20 protein-coding genes are annotated in these 18,339 nt (G+C 59.9%); 8 read left to right on the top strand and 12 right to left on the bottom strand.

Annotated elements, in window-relative coordinates; translation table 11 throughout:
• Positions 1 to 217: 217 nt before the first annotated feature.
• The 5 genes from AC1RDQ_RS04970 to dadA form a co-directional block, all read right to left on the bottom strand.
• Positions 218 to 640, bottom strand: a complete 423-nt coding sequence (locus AC1RDQ_RS04970; protein ID WP_057712758.1) for a c-type cytochrome — start codon at positions 638 to 640, stop codon at positions 218 to 220.
• A gap of 182 nt (positions 641 to 822) precedes the next feature.
• Entirely contained in the window at positions 823 to 1,371 is a 549-nt protein-coding gene (locus tag AC1RDQ_RS04965; protein WP_008023455.1) for a cupin domain-containing protein, read from the bottom strand.
• A gap of 127 nt (positions 1,372 to 1,498) precedes the next feature.
• Positions 1,499 to 2,572: an alanine racemase gene (alr, locus tag AC1RDQ_RS04960; protein ID WP_218494625.1), complete on the bottom strand. Its 1,074-nt coding sequence runs from the start codon at positions 2,570 to 2,572 to the stop codon at positions 1,499 to 1,501.
• A 99-nt stretch (positions 2,573 to 2,671) separates the two neighbouring features.
• Positions 2,672 to 3,025, bottom strand: coding sequence for a RidA family protein (locus tag AC1RDQ_RS04955; protein ID WP_057712756.1), 354 nt, complete (start codon positions 3,023 to 3,025; stop codon positions 2,672 to 2,674).
• On the bottom strand, positions 2,997 to 4,301 hold the full coding sequence (gene dadA, locus AC1RDQ_RS04950; protein ID WP_218494623.1) for a D-amino acid dehydrogenase: 1,305 nt from the start codon (positions 4,299 to 4,301) through the stop codon (positions 2,997 to 2,999). The genes AC1RDQ_RS04955 and dadA overlap by 29 nt, the downstream gene beginning before the upstream one ends.
• A gap of 157 nt (positions 4,302 to 4,458) precedes the next feature.
• Here dadA and AC1RDQ_RS04945 point away from each other — a divergent pair, with 157 nt between their 5' ends.
• The gene (locus tag AC1RDQ_RS04945; RefSeq protein ID WP_492586562.1) at positions 4,459 to 4,947 is read left to right on the top strand and encodes an Lrp/AsnC ligand binding domain-containing protein; all 489 of its coding nucleotides are present in this window, start codon (positions 4,459 to 4,461) and stop codon (positions 4,945 to 4,947) included.
• 152 nt (positions 4,948 to 5,099) lie between these two features.
• Here AC1RDQ_RS04945 and AC1RDQ_RS04940 read toward each other — a convergent pair whose 3' ends face one another.
• Complete coding sequence (locus AC1RDQ_RS04940) at positions 5,100 to 5,453, bottom strand: YkgJ family cysteine cluster protein (protein ID WP_007975156.1); 354 nt, start codon at positions 5,451 to 5,453, stop codon at positions 5,100 to 5,102.
• Between the two features lie 147 nt (positions 5,454 to 5,600).
• Between AC1RDQ_RS04940 and AC1RDQ_RS04935 the strand changes: the two genes are divergently transcribed.
• A complete protein-coding gene (locus AC1RDQ_RS04935) occupies positions 5,601 to 6,908 on the top strand; it encodes an NAD(P)/FAD-dependent oxidoreductase (protein ID WP_429521723.1) in 1,308 nt (435 codons plus the stop codon).
• Positions 6,909 to 7,051: 143 nt separating this feature from the next.
• On the opposite strand, the gene AC1RDQ_RS04930 is transcribed toward AC1RDQ_RS04935, so the two are convergent.
• On the bottom strand, positions 7,052 to 7,297 hold the full coding sequence (locus AC1RDQ_RS04930) for a DUF1127 domain-containing protein (protein WP_090452154.1): 246 nt from the start codon (positions 7,295 to 7,297) through the stop codon (positions 7,052 to 7,054).
• A 179-nt stretch (positions 7,298 to 7,476) separates the two neighbouring features.
• On the opposite strand from AC1RDQ_RS04930, the gene AC1RDQ_RS04925 reads away from it, so the two are divergent.
• Entirely contained in the window at positions 7,477 to 8,910 is a 1,434-nt protein-coding gene (locus AC1RDQ_RS04925) for an aminotransferase-like domain-containing protein (RefSeq protein ID WP_218494620.1), read from the top strand.
• A gap of 141 nt (positions 8,911 to 9,051) precedes the next feature.
• On the opposite strand, the gene AC1RDQ_RS04920 is transcribed toward AC1RDQ_RS04925, so the two are convergent.
• Together AC1RDQ_RS04920 and AC1RDQ_RS04915 are read right to left on the bottom strand one after the other, a co-directional pair.
• Positions 9,052 to 10,194 carry an MFS transporter gene (locus AC1RDQ_RS04920; RefSeq protein WP_057712752.1) on the bottom strand — a complete coding sequence of 381 codons (1,143 nt, stop codon included), beginning with the start codon at positions 10,192 to 10,194 and terminating at the stop codon, positions 9,052 to 9,054.
• A 186-nt stretch (positions 10,195 to 10,380) separates the two neighbouring features.
• Positions 10,381 to 11,874: an aldehyde dehydrogenase gene (locus AC1RDQ_RS04915; protein WP_492586560.1), complete on the bottom strand. Its 1,494-nt coding sequence runs from the start codon at positions 11,872 to 11,874 to the stop codon at positions 10,381 to 10,383.
• A 257-nt stretch (positions 11,875 to 12,131) separates the two neighbouring features.
• Here AC1RDQ_RS04915 and AC1RDQ_RS04910 point away from each other — a divergent pair, with 257 nt between their 5' ends.
• Positions 12,132 to 12,494, top strand: coding sequence for a cupin domain-containing protein (locus AC1RDQ_RS04910; RefSeq protein WP_057712750.1), 363 nt, complete (start codon positions 12,132 to 12,134; stop codon positions 12,492 to 12,494).
• A gap of 189 nt (positions 12,495 to 12,683) precedes the next feature.
• Positions 12,684 to 12,896 carry a hypothetical protein gene (locus AC1RDQ_RS04905; RefSeq protein ID WP_057712749.1) on the top strand — a complete coding sequence of 71 codons (213 nt, stop codon included), beginning with the start codon at positions 12,684 to 12,686 and terminating at the stop codon, positions 12,894 to 12,896.
• Positions 12,897 to 13,038: 142 nt separating this feature from the next.
• Here the strand turns inward: AC1RDQ_RS04905 and rpmG are convergent, their stop codons facing one another.
• Together rpmG and rpmB are read right to left on the bottom strand one after the other, a co-directional pair.
• Positions 13,039 to 13,194, bottom strand: coding sequence for a 50S ribosomal protein L33 (gene rpmG / locus AC1RDQ_RS04900; RefSeq protein WP_003177274.1), 156 nt, complete (start codon positions 13,192 to 13,194; stop codon positions 13,039 to 13,041).
• Between the two features lie 11 nt (positions 13,195 to 13,205).
• Entirely contained in the window at positions 13,206 to 13,439 is a 234-nt protein-coding gene (gene rpmB / locus AC1RDQ_RS04895; RefSeq protein WP_007975166.1) for a 50S ribosomal protein L28, read from the bottom strand.
• Positions 13,440 to 13,885: 446 nt separating this feature from the next.
• Between rpmB and AC1RDQ_RS04890 the strand changes: the two genes are divergently transcribed.
• Complete coding sequence (locus tag AC1RDQ_RS04890) at positions 13,886 to 15,472, top strand: ABC transporter substrate-binding protein (RefSeq protein WP_492586558.1); 1,587 nt, start codon at positions 13,886 to 13,888, stop codon at positions 15,470 to 15,472.
• A gap of 124 nt (positions 15,473 to 15,596) precedes the next feature.
• Here AC1RDQ_RS04890 and radC read toward each other — a convergent pair whose 3' ends face one another.
• Positions 15,597 to 16,271, bottom strand: a complete 675-nt coding sequence (gene radC, locus AC1RDQ_RS04885; protein WP_057712747.1) for a RadC family protein — start codon at positions 16,269 to 16,271, stop codon at positions 15,597 to 15,599.
• Between the two features lie 135 nt (positions 16,272 to 16,406).
• On the opposite strand from radC, the gene coaBC reads away from it, so the two are divergent.
• Positions 16,407 to 17,615: a bifunctional phosphopantothenoylcysteine decarboxylase/phosphopantothenate--cysteine ligase CoaBC gene (coaBC, locus tag AC1RDQ_RS04880; protein ID WP_090452162.1), complete on the top strand. Its 1,209-nt coding sequence runs from the start codon at positions 16,407 to 16,409 to the stop codon at positions 17,613 to 17,615.
• 5 nt (positions 17,616 to 17,620) lie between these two features.
• Positions 17,621 to 18,076: a dUTP diphosphatase gene (gene dut / locus AC1RDQ_RS04875; protein ID WP_492586556.1), complete on the top strand. Its 456-nt coding sequence runs from the start codon at positions 17,621 to 17,623 to the stop codon at positions 18,074 to 18,076.
• The last annotated feature ends 263 nt before the right edge of the window (positions 18,077 to 18,339 follow it).

Here is an 18,339-nt window from a genome sequence, read left to right as displayed (position 1 = left end):
CGCTGCAATGAACAGCCCGTTAATGCCAATCGGCTGCCACAAAAACCTTGTAGGAGCGAGCTCGCTCGCGAAGAACCTGAGAGCACCGCGGGGTGCCAGGTTTCCAGCGTTATCGTTGACGACCATCGCGAGCGAGCTCGCTCCTACAAGGGTCAGCGCGGAATTGCAGGCACAAAAAAACCGTCCTGGGACGGTTTTTTGCGAACGATGCGGCGCCTTATTTCAGGCCGGACATCTTCTGGATGGCGCCTTTGAGCTCGGCGTCTGCACAATCGGCGCAGGTGCCTTTTGGCGGCATCGCGTTGATGCCGGAGATCGCCTTGGCGAGCAAGCCGTCAACACCACCTTCTTTCTTGGCACGTTCGCCCCAAGCGGCGGCATCACCGACTTTCGGCGCGCCCAACAGGCCTGTACCGTGGCAAGCGTTGCAATGCTTTGCAATCACTTCATCCGGGGTTTTCGCACCACCACCGCCGCCAGCGGAAGCGGCCACTTCCATGCCCTTGCACTCTTTACCCTGAACACAAACCTGGCCGACTGGCTCAAGGCGTTTGGCAATATCGTCGTTGGTCGCAGCCTGAGCGCTGACACTGACAGCCCATAGGGCCAATACGGTTGCTGGTGCAGCCAGCATTTTCATAATTAGGTTCACGCGTTCACCCTCAATGGTGGCTAGTCACGCCTACGGCCACGGTTCGCAGGCGGGCGCAAGTATAGCGGTAAGCCCGCCGCACTGAAACAACCCCAAAGTCGGAGGGGTCTTAGGTCGCGACGGAAAAACAGCCCGGGCACCTCTGCGATGCTGGCAGGACGCCTCTTTTCTTAGAAATTCGCTGGTGTGGCTGCGCTGATTAGTCGCGCCGGCACATCGAACGGATTACGGAAACGGTGTGGCTTGGTACTTTCAAAGTAGTAGCTATCGCCGGCTTCGAGGACAAAAGTTTCGAGACCGACCACCAGTTCCAGTTTTCCTTCGACCAGGATGCCGGTTTCCTCGCCCTCATGGGTGAGCATCTCGTCACCGGTATCGGCGCCTGGCGGATAGATTTCATTGAGGAATGCGATGGCCCGGCTCGGGTGCGCCCTACCGACCAGCTTCATGGTCACGGCACCATCGGAAATATCGATCAGCTCGTTGGCCTTGTAGACGATCTGGGTCGGTTTTTCCTGCAGGATTTCTTCGGAAAAGAACTCGACCATGGACATGGGAATCCCGCCCAACACCTTGCGCAGCGAACTGATCGAAGGGCTAACGCTGTTCTTCTCGATCATCGAAATCGTGCTGTTGGTGACCCCCGCCCGTTTGGCGAGTTCACGCTGGGAAAGGCCTTTGAGCCTACGGATGGATTGCAGTCGTTCACCGACGTCCAAAGCTTGCGCCTCCAGGATTCAGATTGTTGGAATATTGAGCGTTATCATGGCGACAGCGTTCAGTATTTACAACACCTTGACCTGAATCCTGCTCAGCGAGGCGACTTCCGGTCTGGAGCCCTGCTCACTAAGCCCCGGAATAGAGCAGTGGCACTCGGCGCAGGTTGCAGAAGATCTGGTAAGGAATCGTGCCGGCAGCCATGGCCACATCACTGGCGAGGATGTTTTTGCCCCACAACTCGACGGTCGAACCGAGACCGGCCTGCGGCACATCGGTCAGGTCGATACAGAGCATGTCCATCGATACCCGGCCGATCAACTGGCTGCGCTGCCCGGCAACCAGCACTGGCGTGCCGGTCGGTGCCAGTCGTGGGTAGCCGTCGGCGTAACCCATGGCCACCACGCCAATGCGCATCGGTTTGGGGGTGATGAATTTGGCGCCGTAACCGACGGGCTCGCCGGCCGGCAACTCGCGCACACTGATCACCTTCGATTCCAGGGTCATGACCGGTTGCAGCCGCGATGCTACTTCGTTGGCCTCTTCGAACGGCGTGGCGCCATAGAGCATGATGCCTGGGCGCACCCAGTCACTCGGTATCTGCGGCCAACCGAGCACCGCCGGCGAGTTACGCAGGCTGACCTCGGCGGACAAGCCTTTGCGCGCCGCTTCAAATACCGCCACCTGTTCGGCGCTGGCCTGTTCGTGCAGTTCATCGGCACGCGCAAAGTGGCTCATCAGCACCACTTTCGCGACCTTGCCGCTGGCAAGCAGCCGTTGATAGGCCGCTTGATAATCCGTCGGGTGCAGCCCCACGCGATGCATGCCCGAGTCGAGCTTCAGCCACACGGTGATCGGCTTGCTCAACGCGGCGTTTTCGATGGCTTCGAGCTGCCACAGCGAATGCACCACGCACCAGAAATCATGCTCGACGATCAGCGCCAGCTCGTCGGCTTCGAAAAAGCCTTCCAACAGCAGGACCGGCGCACGAATGCCCGCCGCCCGCAGCTCCAACGCCTCTTCGATGCAGGCCACGGCAAACCCGTCCGCCTCGGCTTCCAGCGCCTGGGCGCAACGCACCGCGCCATGGCCATAGGCATCGGCCTTGATCACCGCGAGGGCACGAGCCCCCGTGAGTTCACGGGCGATCCGGTAGTTGTGACGCAGGGCTTGAAGGTCGATCAGGGCACGGGCAGGACGCATGGCGGCAGACTTCTGGTCGGGTTATCGGGAAGAAAAACCGGTGCTGGCTGACAGCGTTAACCACCAACAGCACCGGGAGAGGGATCTTTTCTGACAGGCTTATGGCAGAGCGGCGACAACCGACAACTCGACCAGGATTTCCGGTTCGCACAATTTCGCTTCAACGGTGGCTCGGGCGGGAGCGACGCCTTTTGGCAGCCACTTGTCCCACACCGCGTTCATGCCTTCGAAATGCGCGTCGATGTCCTTCAGGTAAATCGTCACCGACAGCAGATTGTGCTTGTCGGTGCCGGCCAGATCGAGCAACCGCTCGATGTTGGCGAGAGTTTCACGGGTCTGCTGTTCAATCCCGGCGTTCATGTCGTCGCCCACCTGTCCGGCCAGGTAAACCGTGCCGTTATGGGTGACGATCTGACTCATGCGCTCATTGGTGAGCTGGCGCTGGACTGACATGCTTAGCAGACTCCTGGGTTTTGTTGCCGTAACGGGAAATATCGAGGCCTTCGGCGCTGATCTGCGGCTTTCTCTTGGCCATCAAGTCAGCAAGCAAGCGACCGGAGCCACAGGCCATGGTCCAGCCGAGCGTGCCGTGACCGGTGTTCAGGAACAGGTTCTTGAACGGTGTGGCGCCTACGATTGGCGTGCCATCTGGAGTGGTCGGGCGCAGGCCGGTCCAGAAGCTCGCTTCGGCCAGATTGCCGCCCTGAGGATAAAGGTCGTTGACGATCATCTCCAGGGTTTCGCGCCGGCGCGGATTCAGCGACAGGTCAAAACCGGCGATCTCCGCCATGCCGCCAACGCGGATGCGGTTGTCGAAACGGGTGATCGCGACCTTGTAGGTCTCGTCGAGAATGGTCGAAGTCGGGGCCATTGCCGGGTTGGTGATCGGCACGGTCAGGGAGTAGCCCTTGAGCGGGTACACCGGCGCCTTGATCCCCAATGGTTTGAGCAGTTGCGGCGAGTAGCTGCCGAGGGCCAGCACGTAGCGGTCGGCGGTTTCCAGCTTGCCGTCGATCCATACGCCGTTGATGCGGTCACCGGCGAAGTCGAGGCGCTGAATGTCCTGGTCGAAACGGAATTGCACACCGAGGTTCGCGGCCATCTCGGCGAGCTTGGTGGTGAACATCTGGCAGTCGCCGGTCTGGTCGTTCGGCAGGCGCAAGGCACCGGCGAGAATGTCAGTAACGCTGGCCAGCGCCGGCTCAACGCGGGCAATACCTTCGCGGTCGAGCAATTCGAACGGCACGCCGGACTCTTTCAGCACGGCAATGTCTTTCGCGGCGCCGTCCAGTTGAGCCTGGGTGCGGAACAGTTGGGTCGTACCAAGGCTACGGCCTTCGTAGGCAATGCCGGTTTCGGCACGCAGTTCATCGAGGCAGTCACGGCTGTACTCGGACAGACGGACCATACGCTCCTTGTTCACCGCGTAACGGCTGGCGGTGCAGTTGCGCAGCATCTGTGCCATCCACAGGTACTGGTCGATGTCGGCCGTGGCCTTGATCGCCAGTGGCGCGTGGCGCTGCAACAGCCACTTGATGGCCTTGAGCGGCACGCCCGGCGCGGCCCACGGCGAGGCATAACCCGGCGAGACCTGCCCGGCATTGGCGAAACTGGTCTCCATGGCAGCGGCCGGCTGCCGGTCCACAACCACCACTTCAAACCCGGCACGGGCCAGATAATAAGCACTGGTGGTACCGATGACGCCGCTACCCAAGACCATGACGCGCATTTTCATATCCCTCATCGCGGCTAACCGCTGACGTTTGTTATTCAGAGCTTCAGATGTGCGCAGTGTAAAAAAGATTTGCCAGTGCATTTCACTATATAAGCGCCTATATTTGGCGACAATTCTCGGCAAAAACCCTTTTCGCGGAGGCGCATCCCCTATGCGTACCAACACTCAGACCAGACGTGAGCTGGACAAGATCGACCGCAACATCCTGCGGATCCTGCAAGCGGACGGGCGGATTTCCTTTACCGAGCTTGGAGAAAAGGTCGGGCTCTCGACCACGCCCTGTACCGAGCGGGTCCGGCGTCTGGAGCGCGAAGGGATCATCATGGGCTACAACGCCAGGCTCAATCCGCAGCACCTGAAGGGTAGTCTGCTGGTGTTCGTCGAGATCAGCCTGGACTACAAATCCGGCGATACTTTCGAAGAGTTCCGGCGTGCGGTGCTGAAGTTGCCCCATGTGCTGGAGTGCCACCTGGTGTCAGGGGATTTCGACTACCTGGTGAAGGCGCGGATTTCCGAGATGGCCTCCTACCGCAAATTGCTGGGAGACATCCTGCTCAAGCTGCCCCACGTGCGCGAGTCCAAGAGTTACATCGTGATGGAAGAGGTGAAAGAGAGCCTGACTCTGCCGATTCCGGATTGAAGATTTTCCGGTGTCTGTTCCGACCCCATCGCGAGCAAGCTCGCTCCCACAATGAACCGGTTTTGAACACAAAATTCAGGCAGACTCAAATACCTGTGGGAGCGAGCTTGCTCGCGATTGAGGCAACTCGGTCCACCTGAAGACCCGCTGTTTTAAACCAACACCTGCCGGGTACTGGCCATGTACTCGAACACCTGCTTCTCCACCCGCGGATGAATCAACTCCACCGGCCCCCGCCCATTGGGGCACGGCAGGGTCTTGGTGGTGCCGAACAACCGGCAGATCAGCGGCCGTTCGTCATACACCGTGCAACCATTGGGCCCCAGGTGCACACAGTTGAGTTCTTCCATGGCGGCATCCTGCTCGGCGCGGGTCTTGCGCGGCAGGCGTGACATTTCTTCCGGCGAGGTGGTCACCGGCCCGCAGCAGTCATGGCAGCCGGGAACGCACTCGAACGAGGGAATCTGCTGTCGCAATGTGCGGATTGTCTGACTGTTGCAGCTCATTGCAGCGGTGACCAATAGCGGAATAGAGCGCGATTCTGACGCAAAAGCCCCGATCCAGACAGCACCAGCCGACCAATGTTGCCCGTCCGGGAAGGTCCGGCTTATGCTCCGTCAAGTTTTCTAAGCGCAAGCATCAGGAACACACACATGAATGCCCGTGCTCAACAGCCTGCAATGAACCACACCGCGTCCTACTACGCCGCCAGCAGTCTGCCGCAGCCTGAACTTCCGGCGCTCAAAGGCGAAGTGCTGGCCGATGTCTGTGTGGTGGGCGGTGGGTTTTCGGGGTTGAACACGGCGCTTGAGCTGGCCGAACGCGGCCTCAGTGTAGTGTTGCTTGAAGCCCATAGAATCGGCTGGGGCGCCAGTGGTCGAAATGGCGGGCAACTGATTCGCGGCGTCGGCCACGGCCTCGATCAGTTCACCAACGTCATCGGTGTCGAAGGTGTTCGGCAAATGAAACTCATGGGCCTGGAAGCCGTGGAAATCGTCCGGCAACGGGTCGAGCACTTCCAGATCCCCTGTGACCTGACCTGGGGTTACTGCGACCTCGCCAACAAACCCCGAGACCTGGAAGGTTTCGCCGAGGATGCCGAAGAACTGCGCAGCCTCGGTTATCGCTACGAGACCCGTTTGCTGCAAGCCAACGAGATGCACACCGTGGTCGGCTCTACGCGTTACGTCGGCGGCCTGATCGACATGGGCTCGGGGCACCTGCATCCACTGAACCTGGCCCTGGGCGAAGCATCCGCGGCACAACGACTGGGGGTCCAGTTGTTCGAGCACTCGGCCGTGACCCGCATCGACTATGGCCCAGAGGTCAAGGTCCATGCCGCCGAGGGCTCGGTGCGCGCCAAGACCCTGGTACTGGGTTGCAATGCTTACCTCAATGACCTCAACCCGGAACTCAGCGGCAAAGTCCTGCCCGCCGGCAGCTACATCATCGCCACCGAACCATTGAGCGAAGAACGGGCCCACGCCCTGCTGCCGCAGAACATGGCGGTCTGTGACCAGCGCGTGGCGCTGGACTACTACCGACTCTCGGCGGACCGGCGCCTGCTGTTTGGTGGTGCCTGCCATTACTCCGGCCGCGACCCCAAAGACATCGCTGCGTACATGCGTCCGAAAATGCTGGAGGTCTTCCCGCAACTGAGTGCGGTGAAGATCGATTACCAATGGGGCGGCATGATCGGTATCGGCGCCAACCGCCTGCCGCAGATCGGGCGACTCAAGGACCAGCCGAATGTGTATTACGCCCAGGCCTATTCCGGTCATGGCGTGAACGCCACGCACCTGGCCGGCAAGCTGTTGGCCGAAGCCATCAGCGGCCAGCACAGCGGCGGCTTCGATCTGTTTGCCAAGGTGCCGCACATCACATTCCCGGGTGGCAAGCATTTGCGTTCGCCGTTGCTGGCATTGGGGATGTTGTGGCATCGGTTTAAAGAGTTGGTCTGAAGGTTTAGCTGGGCCTGTACCGACGCCATCGCGCGCAAGCTCGCTCCCACAGTGTTTGGCGGTGCTCACAAAATTTGTGTTCACCACCGTTCCTTGTGGGAGCTAGCTTGCTCGCGATGAGGCCCTGAAGAACACCGCAAAACTCAGATCCGCCAGAAAGGCTTCAGCCCCTCCTCCCGCGCCTGCTCCCGCGTCAGCCCGATGTCCTTGAGCTGGTCAGCCGTCAGGGCCAGCAACGCCTTGCGCGTGTGCAGGCGACGCCAGAACCGGTCCCAGCGATTCAGGCCGGACGACGCATTGCCCATGCCCCCCTCCCGCGTGCCGTTGTTCTGCCCGGTCGCCAGCTCCTGACTGTGTAACGTCAGCCGCACATCGCTCAAACCGTTCATCTTGGATGCTCCTGTTTACTTGGGTAGCCAGAGGTTCCATGATGCGTGGGCGCGCAAGAGCATTACAGATTCAAAACAACTGTATTAACTCCATACAGTTTTGCCGATTCCGCCACTGAATCCCGATTTTTCGCCCGATCTGTACTGGTTAACCGAATCACCCTTATCGAGGCTGCACCATGACCCTTTACGTCAACCTCGCCGAATTGCTCGGCACACGTATCGAACAGGGCTTCTATCGCCCCGGTGACCGGCTGCCTTCGGTTCGGGCGCTGAGCGTCGAGCACGGCGTCAGCCTGAGCACAGTGCAGCAGGCCTATCGGGTGCTGGAGGACAGCGGGCTGGCCATGCCTCGGCCCAAGTCGGGGTACTTCGTCCCGGCCAGCCGCGAACTGCCGGATTTGCCGGCAGTCGGCCGCCCGGCCCAACGGCCGGTGGACATTTCCCAATGGGATCAAGTGCTGGAGTTGATTCGCGCCGTTCCGCGCAAAGACGTGGTGCAACTGGGTCGCGGCATGCCGGACATCACCAGTGCGACCATGAAACCGCTGCTGCGTGACCTGGCGCGAATCAGCCGTCGGCAGGACATGCCCGGCCTGTATTACGACAACATCCACGGCAACCTTGAACTGCGCGAACAGATCGCTCGCCTGATGCTCGATTCCGGCTGCCAGTTGAGTGCCAGCGAACTGGTGGTGACCACTGGATGCCATGAAGCGCTGTCCACCAGTATTCGCGCGATCTGCGAGCCCGGCGACATTGTCGCGGTGGACTCGCCGAGCTTTCACGGCGCGATGCAGACCCTCAAGGGCCTGGGCATGAAGGCCCTGGAAATCCCCACCGATCCACTGACCGGCATCAGCCTCGAAGCGCTGGAACTGGCCCTGGAACAGTGGCCGATCAAGGTCATACAGTTGACCCCCAACTGCAACAACCCGTTGGGCTACATCATGCCGGAGTCGCGCAAACGCGCGTTGTTGACGCTTGCGCAGCGCTATGACGTGGCGATCATCGAGGACGATGTGTATGGCGAACTGGCCTACACCTACCCGCGTCCGCGCACGATCAAGTCCTTCGACGAGGACGGTCGCGTCCTATTGTGCAGTTCGTTTTCCAAGACCCTGGCACCCGGCCTGCGCATCGGCTGGGTCGCGCCCGGTCGCTATCTGGAACGGGTACTGCATATGAAATACATCAGCACCGGATCCACCGCGCCACAACCGCAGATCGCCATCGCCGAATTCCTTAAAGGTGGCCACTTCGAACCGCATTTGCGGCGGATGCGTACGCAATACCAGCGCAATCGCGACATGATGATTGATTGGGTGACCCGCTACTTCCCGGCCGGCACCCGCGCCAGTCGCCCACAGGGTAGCTTCATGCTGTGGGTCGAATTACCGGAAGGTTTCGACACCCTGAAACTGAATCGTGCATTGCACGACCAGGGCGTACAGATTGCCGTGGGCAGTATTTTTTCCGCCTCGGGCAAGTACCGCAATTGCCTGCGCATGAACTACGCTGCCAAGCCAACACCGCAGATCGAAGACGCAGTACGCAAGGTCGGTACGACAGCGATCAGACTGCTGGCGGAAAACGATCAGCTCAGCGACTGAGCTTTCTTCGGGAATCAGCGTCCATATGCCTATCTGCGCCGCCAAACGGAGTTGGCGGCGGCGTTTCAATGCCTGGCTGAGCAATTCGGTTGGCTGAGGAAGATGTTGTAAGACTCGACCGCCACAGTTCTGCGATGCTCATCAGGCTGGCTGAGCGGCGCCAAACGCCCCTTGCCTCGACACCACAATCAGCACGCCCAAGGCCCCCACTGCCATCAGCAACGGCAACGCATGGCCGTTGATCCACTGGCTGCCGGCACCCGCCAGCAGCGGCCCGACCAAGCAACCAATCCCCCACAGCTGTGCAATATGCGCGTTGGCCCGCACCAGTGCATCGTCGCGATAACGCTCGCCGATCAGGATCAGTGACAAGGTGAACAAGCCACCGGCACTGGCGCCAAACAAGACCCACAGCGGCCAGATCAGCAGTGTGTCGATCAGCATCGGAATCGCCAGGCTCGACACCAGCAAGACGACTGCGCAGCCGGTAAACAACGCCCGGCGCGACAAACGATCGGCCAACGCACCAATCGGCAATTGCAGCACCGCATCGCCGACGACCACCGTACTGACCATCGCCAGAGCGATCTCCGTGGTGAAGCCCTGGCGCAGGCAGTAGACCGGCAACAGCGTCAAAATCATCGCCTCGAACGCGGCGAACAGCGACACCGCCCAGGCAATCGCCGGCAGGCCACGACAAAACTCAAGCAAATCACGCAGGGTCACGCTGCTGGCTTCACTGCTCGGCGCGCCACTGCGGCCCAGCAACAGGAACGGAGCCGCCATCAGCAAACCGACGCCCACCCAAAAGCCATAGTCATGCTCGGTACCGAGGAAGCCCAACAACACCGGCCCCGCCAGCTGACTCAATGCGTAGCTGCTGCCATACAGCGCCACCAGCCGCCCGCGCCATTGCTCGACCACCAGTTGATTGATCCAGCTTTCACCGATGATGAATACAAGGGTCAGGATCACCCCGATCATCAGCCGCAGCACCAACCAGATCGGATAGCTCGGCAACAGCGCCAGCAAACCGATCGAAATCGCCCCGGCCCAAAGGCACAGGCGCATCAGATTGGCCGTGCCGAATCGCGCCGCCAGATGGCTGGAGATTTTCGCCCCCAGCAGGACGCCGATGGCTGGCATCGCGGCCATCACGCCAATGGCAAACGAGCCGTAGCCCCAGCTTTCCAGGCGAAACGACACCAGCGGCATGCTGACACCCAGGGCCAGACCGACACTCAGGACAGATGCCAAAACGGCGAAATAAGTCGCCCAACGCATGTTCCACGCTCCTGTGGATATTTTTATGTACAACACAAAACATTGTGGGAGCGAGCTTGCTCGCGATGACGGAGCAACATTCAACATTGAAGTCGACTGTTACACCGCTATCGCGAGCAAGCTCGCTCCCACAAGGGATCTGTGTCGTTCGGGAGGCCTGCTCTACAACAGACCTCCCTTAACGGCTTACAACTTGATCCAGGTCGCCTTCAGCTCGGTGTATTTGTCGAACGCGTGCAGGGACTTGTCGCGGCCGTTGCCGGATTGCTTGAAGCCACCGAACGGAGCGGTCATGTCGCCGCCATCGTACTGGTTGACCCACACGCTACCGGCACGCAGTGCGCGGGCGGTGAGGTGGGCCTTGGAAATGTCGGCCGTCCAGACCGCAGCAGCCAGGCCGTACGGTGTGTCGTTGGCAATCGCGATGGCTTCTTCGGCGCTGTCGAATGCGATGACCGACAGTACCGGGCCGAAGATTTCTTCCTGGGCGATTTTCATCGCGTTGCTTACGCCATCGAAAATCGTCGGCTCAACGTAAGTGCCGCCAGTTTCCTGGAGCGTACGCTTGCCACCGGCCACCAACCTGGCGCCGTCGGCATGACCGGACTCGATGTAAGACAGTACGGTATTCATCTGTTGGGTATCGACCAGCGCGCCAACATTGGTCGCCGGATCCAGCGGATTGCCCGGCTTCCAGGCCTTCAGCGCCTCGATCACCAGCGGCAGGAATTTATCCTTGATCGAACGCTCCACCAGCAGGCGCGAACCGGCGGTGCAGACTTCGCCCTGGTTGAAGGCGATGGCGCCAGCAGCGGCTTCGGCAGCATCCTGCAGATTCGGCGCATCGGCGAACACGATATTCGGGCTCTTGCCGCCGGCTTCGAGCCAGACGCGCTTCATGTTCGACTCGCCGGAGTAGATCAGCAATTGCTTGGCGATTTTGGTCGAGCCGGTGAATACCAGGGTGTCGACGTCGTTGTGCAGGGCCAAGGCCTTGCCGACGGTGTGACCGTAACCCGGCAGCACGTTCAGCACGCCTTTCGGGATGCCGGCTTCGACAGCCAGTTCAGCGATGCGAATGGCGGTCAGCGGGGATTTTTCGGACGGCTTGAGGATCACCGAGTTACCGGTGGACAGCGCAGGACCGAGTTTCCAGCACGCCATCATCAGCGGGAAGTTCCACGGCACGATGGCGCCCACAACACCCACCGGCTCACGGGTCACAAGACCCAACTGATCGTGCGGAGTGGCTGCCACTTCGTCGTAGATCTTGTCGATGGCTTCGCCGCTCCAGCTCAAGGCTTGCGCCGCGCCGGGAACGTCGATGTACAGGGAATCGCTGATCGGCTTGCCCATGTCCAGGGTTTCAAGCAGGGCCAGCTCTTCGGCGTGCTGTTTCAGCAGGCCGGCAAAACGGATCATGGTGGACTTGCGTTTGGTCGGCGCCAGACGCGACCAGACACCGGAATTGAACGTGGCGCGAGCGTTTTCCACGGCGCGCTGGGCATCGGCGGCGTCACAACTGGCAATCTTGCCGAGCAGACGGCCATCGACCGGGCTGATGCACTCGAATGTCTCGCCGGAAACGGCGTCGGTGTATTCGCCATTGATATAGGCGCGGCCTTCGATTTTCAGGTCGCGGGCACGTTGTTCCCAGTCGGCACGGGTCAGGGTGGTCATGCGAGTGTCCTCCTCTTATTGATACGACACCCGCGTTCTTCGCGGGCGCTGTCAGGAATTCTGCCCGGCCAGCCTGCTTTTCGGCCCAAGGCATCCACCACCCTAAACCAGCGGCAGGTGAAGTTTCAATATATTTGACATAACACTGGCAAACGGCCTTGCGATGTTCATTTTAATAAACATAGACTTTGGCGATACCCGTGTCCGGTCTGACCGGACACCCACCACTCGCACCGCAATGACGGGGGAATACAACAATGAGCATCCAGAATATCGTCGACTTCAGCCAGGCCACCACCGCCGCCGAACGCTATCGCCCGGATCCGACCAAAGTACTGAAGGGTGATCCCGAGCAAGCGGTGTACAACCACTACAACAGCCCTTGCGGCCAATTGAACGCCGGCGTGTGGGAAGGGGCTGTCGGCCAGTGGACGGTAAACTTCACCGAACACGAATACTGCGAAATCGTGCAGGGGGTTTCCGTGATACGTGACCTCGACGGCAACGCCAAGACGCTGCGTGTGGGTGATCGCTTCGTGATCCCGGCAGGCTTTCGCGGCACCTGGGAAGTGCTGGAGCCATGCCGCAAGATCTATGTGGCGTTTGAACAGAAGGCTTGAAGCAAGATCATCGAAATACCCCAAAGCCCGTCCCCGGTGACGGGCTTTTTCACGGGCGGGCCCCGGCAAACATCGCGACACAGTACAACAGGTGATAAATGACCGGAGCTGCTCCAGTATTTCTTCACGGCATCCAAGACGGATGACGGGAGCAATTTCGCTCACTCACCAATTGCAAGGAAGCGGTAAATGACCATTGATTTGAAACAACACCTGGATACAGCCATTCAGTACATCGGCCGACAATACTCCGAAGAGCTGCGTGGAGAGCTCGCCAACAAGACCGGGCTGGCGGTACGTCCGAGGGGCATCGGGTTCATCATGACCAAAGACTACAATCCCGCACGGATCAATCTGCTGGTTGAAAACGAAATCATCACCCATGTCACCATGGGCAATTGATTTGCGCCAAACCATGCATCGCTCTACTCAGCACTGAAGCGCAATGACTTGATCAGGCTGAAAAGCTGTCCGTTTTTTCAAGCACAACAAAAAAGGCCCGTATCTCGCGATACGGGCCTTTTTCGTAAGAGGGAAAAATCAATTACTTGATTTTGCCTTCTTTGTAGATCACGTGCTTGCGAACAACCGGATCATATTTCTTGATCTCGATTTTGTCCGGAGTAGTACGCTTGTTCTTGTCGGTAGTGTAAAAGTGACCAGTACCGGCGCTCGAAATCAAACGAATCAATTCACGCATGATTAGCTCCCTTAAACCTTGCCATCGCGGCGAAGTTCGGCCAGCACGACAGTGATGCCACGCTTGTCGATGATACGCATGCCTTTGGCAGATACGCGCAGACGCACAAAACGTTTCTCTTCTTCAACCCAGAAGCGGTGATGCTGCAGGTTCGGCAGGAAACGACGACGGGTTTTGTTGTTTGCGTGGGAAATGTTATTCCCAGTCACCGGACCCTTACCGGTAACTTGACAGACTCTAGACATGCCTCAGCCCTCTAAAACCACATGCCCAACCCGGCATGGGTTGGCCGCTTAATCTCTCAGTCATTTGGCGCCAGGCGCCGCGTTTCTTTAGAGGTCTTACCGGCTACACCTACAGTGAAGGAACCGGGCCCCTAGAAAAGAGCGCTGCTTTATACCAGAAAGACTAGAGAGCAACAACATTCAGTGTGCGTTGAATTCACAAAAACCCCGTTTTTCTGGCTCCGAGCGCCTTGGACAAAGGCTATCGTCGATGGCGACCGCTCGTCGCAGAAAATCGTTCAGCGAGCCATCCAGGGGGTTTGCTCAACCGCTGCACAGCAAAATCAGTCGCCTATAGTCCCCTTAAAATGAAAAAGGGGATAGTCATTTGCAAAAGAGCCCACTAGGGTAAGCCTTTTCCAGACTGCACTTGCAGATGGGCCTTCGACCTGTATAGGAAGCCGACCATGCGCCTTGCTGCCCTACCGCTGTTGCTCGCCCCGCTTCTGCTGAGCCCACAGGCATTTGCCGCCGCCCTGAGCGTCTGCACCGAGGCCAGCCCTGAAGGGTTCGACGTGGTGCAGTACAACTCGCTGACCACCACTAATGCCTCGGCCGATGTGTTGATGAATCGCCTGGTGGACTTTGACACGGCCAGTGGCAAGGTGGTCGCCAGCCTCGCCGACAGCTGGGAAGTCAGCCCCGATGGCCTGATCTACGTGTTCAAGTTGCACCCGCAGGTGAAATTCCATCGCACCGAGTACTTCACTCCAACGCGCGACTTGAACGCCGAAGACGTGATTTTCAGCTTCGACCGTATGCTCGACCCGGCCAATGCGTGGCACAAAGTCGCCCAGAGCGGCTTCCCGCATGCGCAATCGATGCAGTTGCCTGCATTGATCAAGAAAATCGACGCCCTCGATCCGCAGACCGTGCGCTTCACCCTCGACCACCCGGATTCGACCTTCCTGGCGACCCTGAGCATGGGTTTCGCCTCGATCTATTCGGCCGAATACGCCGACAAACTGATGAAGACCGGCACACCCGAGAAGCTCAACAACCAGCCGATCGGCACAGGGCCGTTCGTTTTCACTCGCTTCCAGAAGGACGCCTCGGTTCGCTACAAAGCCAACCCCGACTACTTCGGCGGCAAACCCTCTGTAGATCCGCTGATCTTTGCCATCACCCCGGACGCCAACGTGCGCCTGCAGAAATTGCGCCGCAACGAATGCCAGATCGCCCTGTCGCCCAAGCCTCTGGACGTACAGGAAGCGCTGAAAGAGCCGACGCTGAAAGTCGAAAAGACTGACGCGTTCATGACCGCATTCGTCGGCATCAACAGTCAGCATCCGCCACTGGACAAGCCTGAAGTCCGCCAGGCCATCAACCTTGCCTTCGACAAGGCCAACTATGTCAAAGCCGTGTTCGAAGACACTGCCGAGGCGGCCAACGGTCCGTATCCGCCCAACACCTGGAGCTACGCGAAAGGCCTGCCGGGTTACCCTCACGACATCGCCAAGGCCAAGGCCTTGATGGCCAAGGCCGGACTCAAGGACGGCTTCCAGACCACCATCTGGACCCGCCCTTCCGGCAGCCTGCTTAACCCCAATCCAAGCCTTGGTGCCCAACTGCTGCAGTCTGACCTCGCGGAAATCGGCATTCAGGCCGAAATCCGCGTGATCGAATGGGGCGAACTGATCCGCCGCGCCAAGGCCGGTGAGCACGACTTGCTGTTCATGGGCTGGGCCGGTGACAACGGTGACCCGGACAACTTCCTCACGCCGCAGTTTTCCTGCGCGGGGGTCAAGTCTGGCACCAACTTCGCCCGCTACTGCAATCAGGACCTGGACAAGCTGATCAGCGCCGGCAAGACCACCGGCGAGCAAGGTGTGCGTAGCAAACTCTACGAACAGGCCCAGGCGCAGATCCAGCAGCAGGCGCTGTGGCTACCACTGGCTCACCCGACAGCCTTCGCGCTGACGCGCAAGGATGTCGAGGGGTATTCGGTCAGCCCGTTCGGCCGGCAGGATTACTCCAAAGCGACCCTGAAATAAACGGCTGAAACCCTGTAGGAGCGTGCTCTGCTCGCGATGGACTTCAACGATGACGAGGGCTGCTTGAATGAAAACGGTGCCCCGGCCGCCATCGCGAGCAGAGCTCGCTCCTACAGTGAATCATTCACATCCAGCCATACTCCGCCATCGACAACGGGTCGCCATCGCCGATGATGAAATGGTCGAGCACCCGCACGTCAATCAACTCCAGCGCCTTTTGCAGGCGCTTGGTCAGCACCCGGTCGGACTGACTTGGGTCGGTGTTGCCCGAAGGATGGTTGTGACAGAGGATCAATGCCGCTGCGTTGTTGGCCAGGGCGCGCTTGACCACCTCTCGCGGATGAACGCTGGTGTTGTCGATGGAGCCGCGGAACAGCGTCTCGAACGCCAGTACCTGATGCCTGGAATCGAGAAACAGGCAACCAAACACCTCGTGTGGCTCGTGGCGCAGCATCGATTTCAGATACTCGCGAACCGCGTGCGGACTCTCCAGTGCCGACTTATGGCGCGCACGCTCGGCCAGATGACGCCTGCTCATTTCTTGCGCAGCCTGCAACTGCGCAAATTTCGCCGGCCCAAGTCCCAACTGCTTGCTGAACGCTTCCTGATCGGCTTCAAGCAACAAACGCAGGCTGCCAAACTGATTCAACAGGTGTCGCGCCAGATCTACTGCACTTTTACCCACCACGCCGGTGCGTAAAAAGATCGCCAGCAATTCGGCATCCGAAAGGCTTCCCGCACCCCGCTCAAGCAACCTCTCCCGCGGCCGTTCCGCCGCCGGCCAATCGCGAATACTCATAGCACCTCCCTGTCTGTGGGCACCGCTGTTCCGTAGCGGTCGCTGTGATATCGTAGCCCATCTTTTTTGCGGGCGAATTCACCCTGGGGAGGGGGGTTCGCCACGTATGTCACCAACGAATTGAAAGGCAGGCCTATGCAGCGGCTGTATCGGAAACGCATTGTTCTGGGCGTCGGCGGCGGTATCGCTGCCTACAAGAGCGCCGACCTGGTTCGCCGCCTGATCGATCAGGGCGCCGAAGTGCGCGTGGTCATGACCCGTGGCGGCGCAGAGTTCATCACCCCGTTGACCATGCAGGCCCTGTCCGGGCACCCGGTCCACCTGGACCTGCTGGACCCGGCGGCCGAGGCGGCCATGGGCCACATCGAACTGGCCAAATGGGCCGATCTGGTGCTGATCGCCCCCGCCACGGCGGACCTGATCGCCCGCCTGGCCCAAGGCATCGCCGATGATCTGCTGACCACGCTGGTGCTGGCCACCGACGCAGTGGTCGCCGTCGCGCCGGCAATGAACCAGGCGATGTGGCGCGATCCGGCGACCCAGGCCAACCTGCAAACCCTCGAAAGCCGCGACATCAAGGTTTTCGGCCCAGCCTCCGGCAGCCAGGCCTGCGGCGACGTCGGCCTGGGACGCATGCTCGAAGCCCTTGAACTGGCCCAGTGCGCCGCCGACTGCTTCCAGCGTCAGGCACTGACCGGCAAACACGTGCTGATTACGGCCGGCCCGACCCAGGAAAACATCGACCCGGTGCGCTACATCACCAACCACAGCTCCGGAAAAATGGGCTTTGCCCTAGCCGAAGCCGCTGTGGAAGCCGGTGCCCGCGTGACCCTGATCACCGGCCCCGTGCACCTGCCGACTCCGGATCGCGTCAACCGCATCGACGTGGTCAGCGCCCGCGACATGCTGGCCGCGTGTGAAGCGGCGATCCCTTGCGACCTGTTCATCGCCTCGGCAGCGGTCGCGGATTACCGTCCGGAAGTCGTCGCCCCGCAGAAACTCAAGAAAGATCCTACGAACGGCGACGGCTTGTTGCTACAGATGGTGCGTAACCCGGACATCCTGGCCACCATCGCCACCCGCCCCGACCGCCCGTTCAGTGTCGGTTTTGCCGCCGAGACCGAACACCTGCTCGATTACGCTGCACGCAAGTTGAAAGACAAGAACCTCGATCTGATCGTCGCCAACGACGTCGCCAACCCGAGCATTGGCTTCAACAGCGAAGAAAACGCCTGCAGCGTCATCGATCGTGAGCTTCACGCCACACTTTTCGCCCAGACCAGCAAGAGCAAGATTGCTCGCCAGCTGATCACTTTTATCGCCGAACGTCTGAACCAGGTTTAATTTACATGCACGCTTTGCAAGCCAAGATCCTCGACCCCCGCATCGGTACCGAATTCCCGCTGCCGCAATACGCCACACCGGGCTCCGCCGGCCTCGACCTGCGCGCCATGCTGGAACAGGACACCGTGATCAAGCCGGGTGAAACCGTGCTGATCCCCACCGGCCTGTCGGTCTATATCGGCGACCCGAACCTGGCGGCGCTGATTCTGCCGCGCTCGGGGATGGGCCATAAGCACGGCATCGTGCTGGGCAACCTGGTGGGGCTGATCGACTCCGACTACCAAGGCCCATTGATGGTTTCCTGCTGGAACCGTGGTCAGACCGAGTTCACCATGCCGGTTGGCGAGCGCCTGGCGCAGCTGGTGCTGGTACCAGTAGTGCAGGCTCACTTCGAGATGGTTGAAGAGTTTGTTGAAACCGAGCGCGGCACCGGCGGCTTCGGCCATACCGGCACCAGCTGATCCGGCCTTGTTCTTCTTGTGGCGGGGGGATCTGGCTCCCTCGCCACAAAATTCAAATTGTCATCTGCAAGGTTTAGCTCCGAAAATCAAGGCATTGCCCGGTCAAACCCTTGTCGTCAGGGGCGTCATGGCCCTTTCACACCACGAACTCTCTGTGGAAAACGCCGTCATACCCTTCAGTTTGAACCTGCCGCCGAGTGAATCGGCGGCCTGTCCAGCCACTTTCGAGATGGAGCATTCCCACAGATGAACACCCCGGCCAA

The organism is Pseudomonas sp. GW823-FHT02E01 (assembly GCF_058797535.1).
This window is presented reverse-complemented; position numbering and strand designations above follow the sequence as displayed.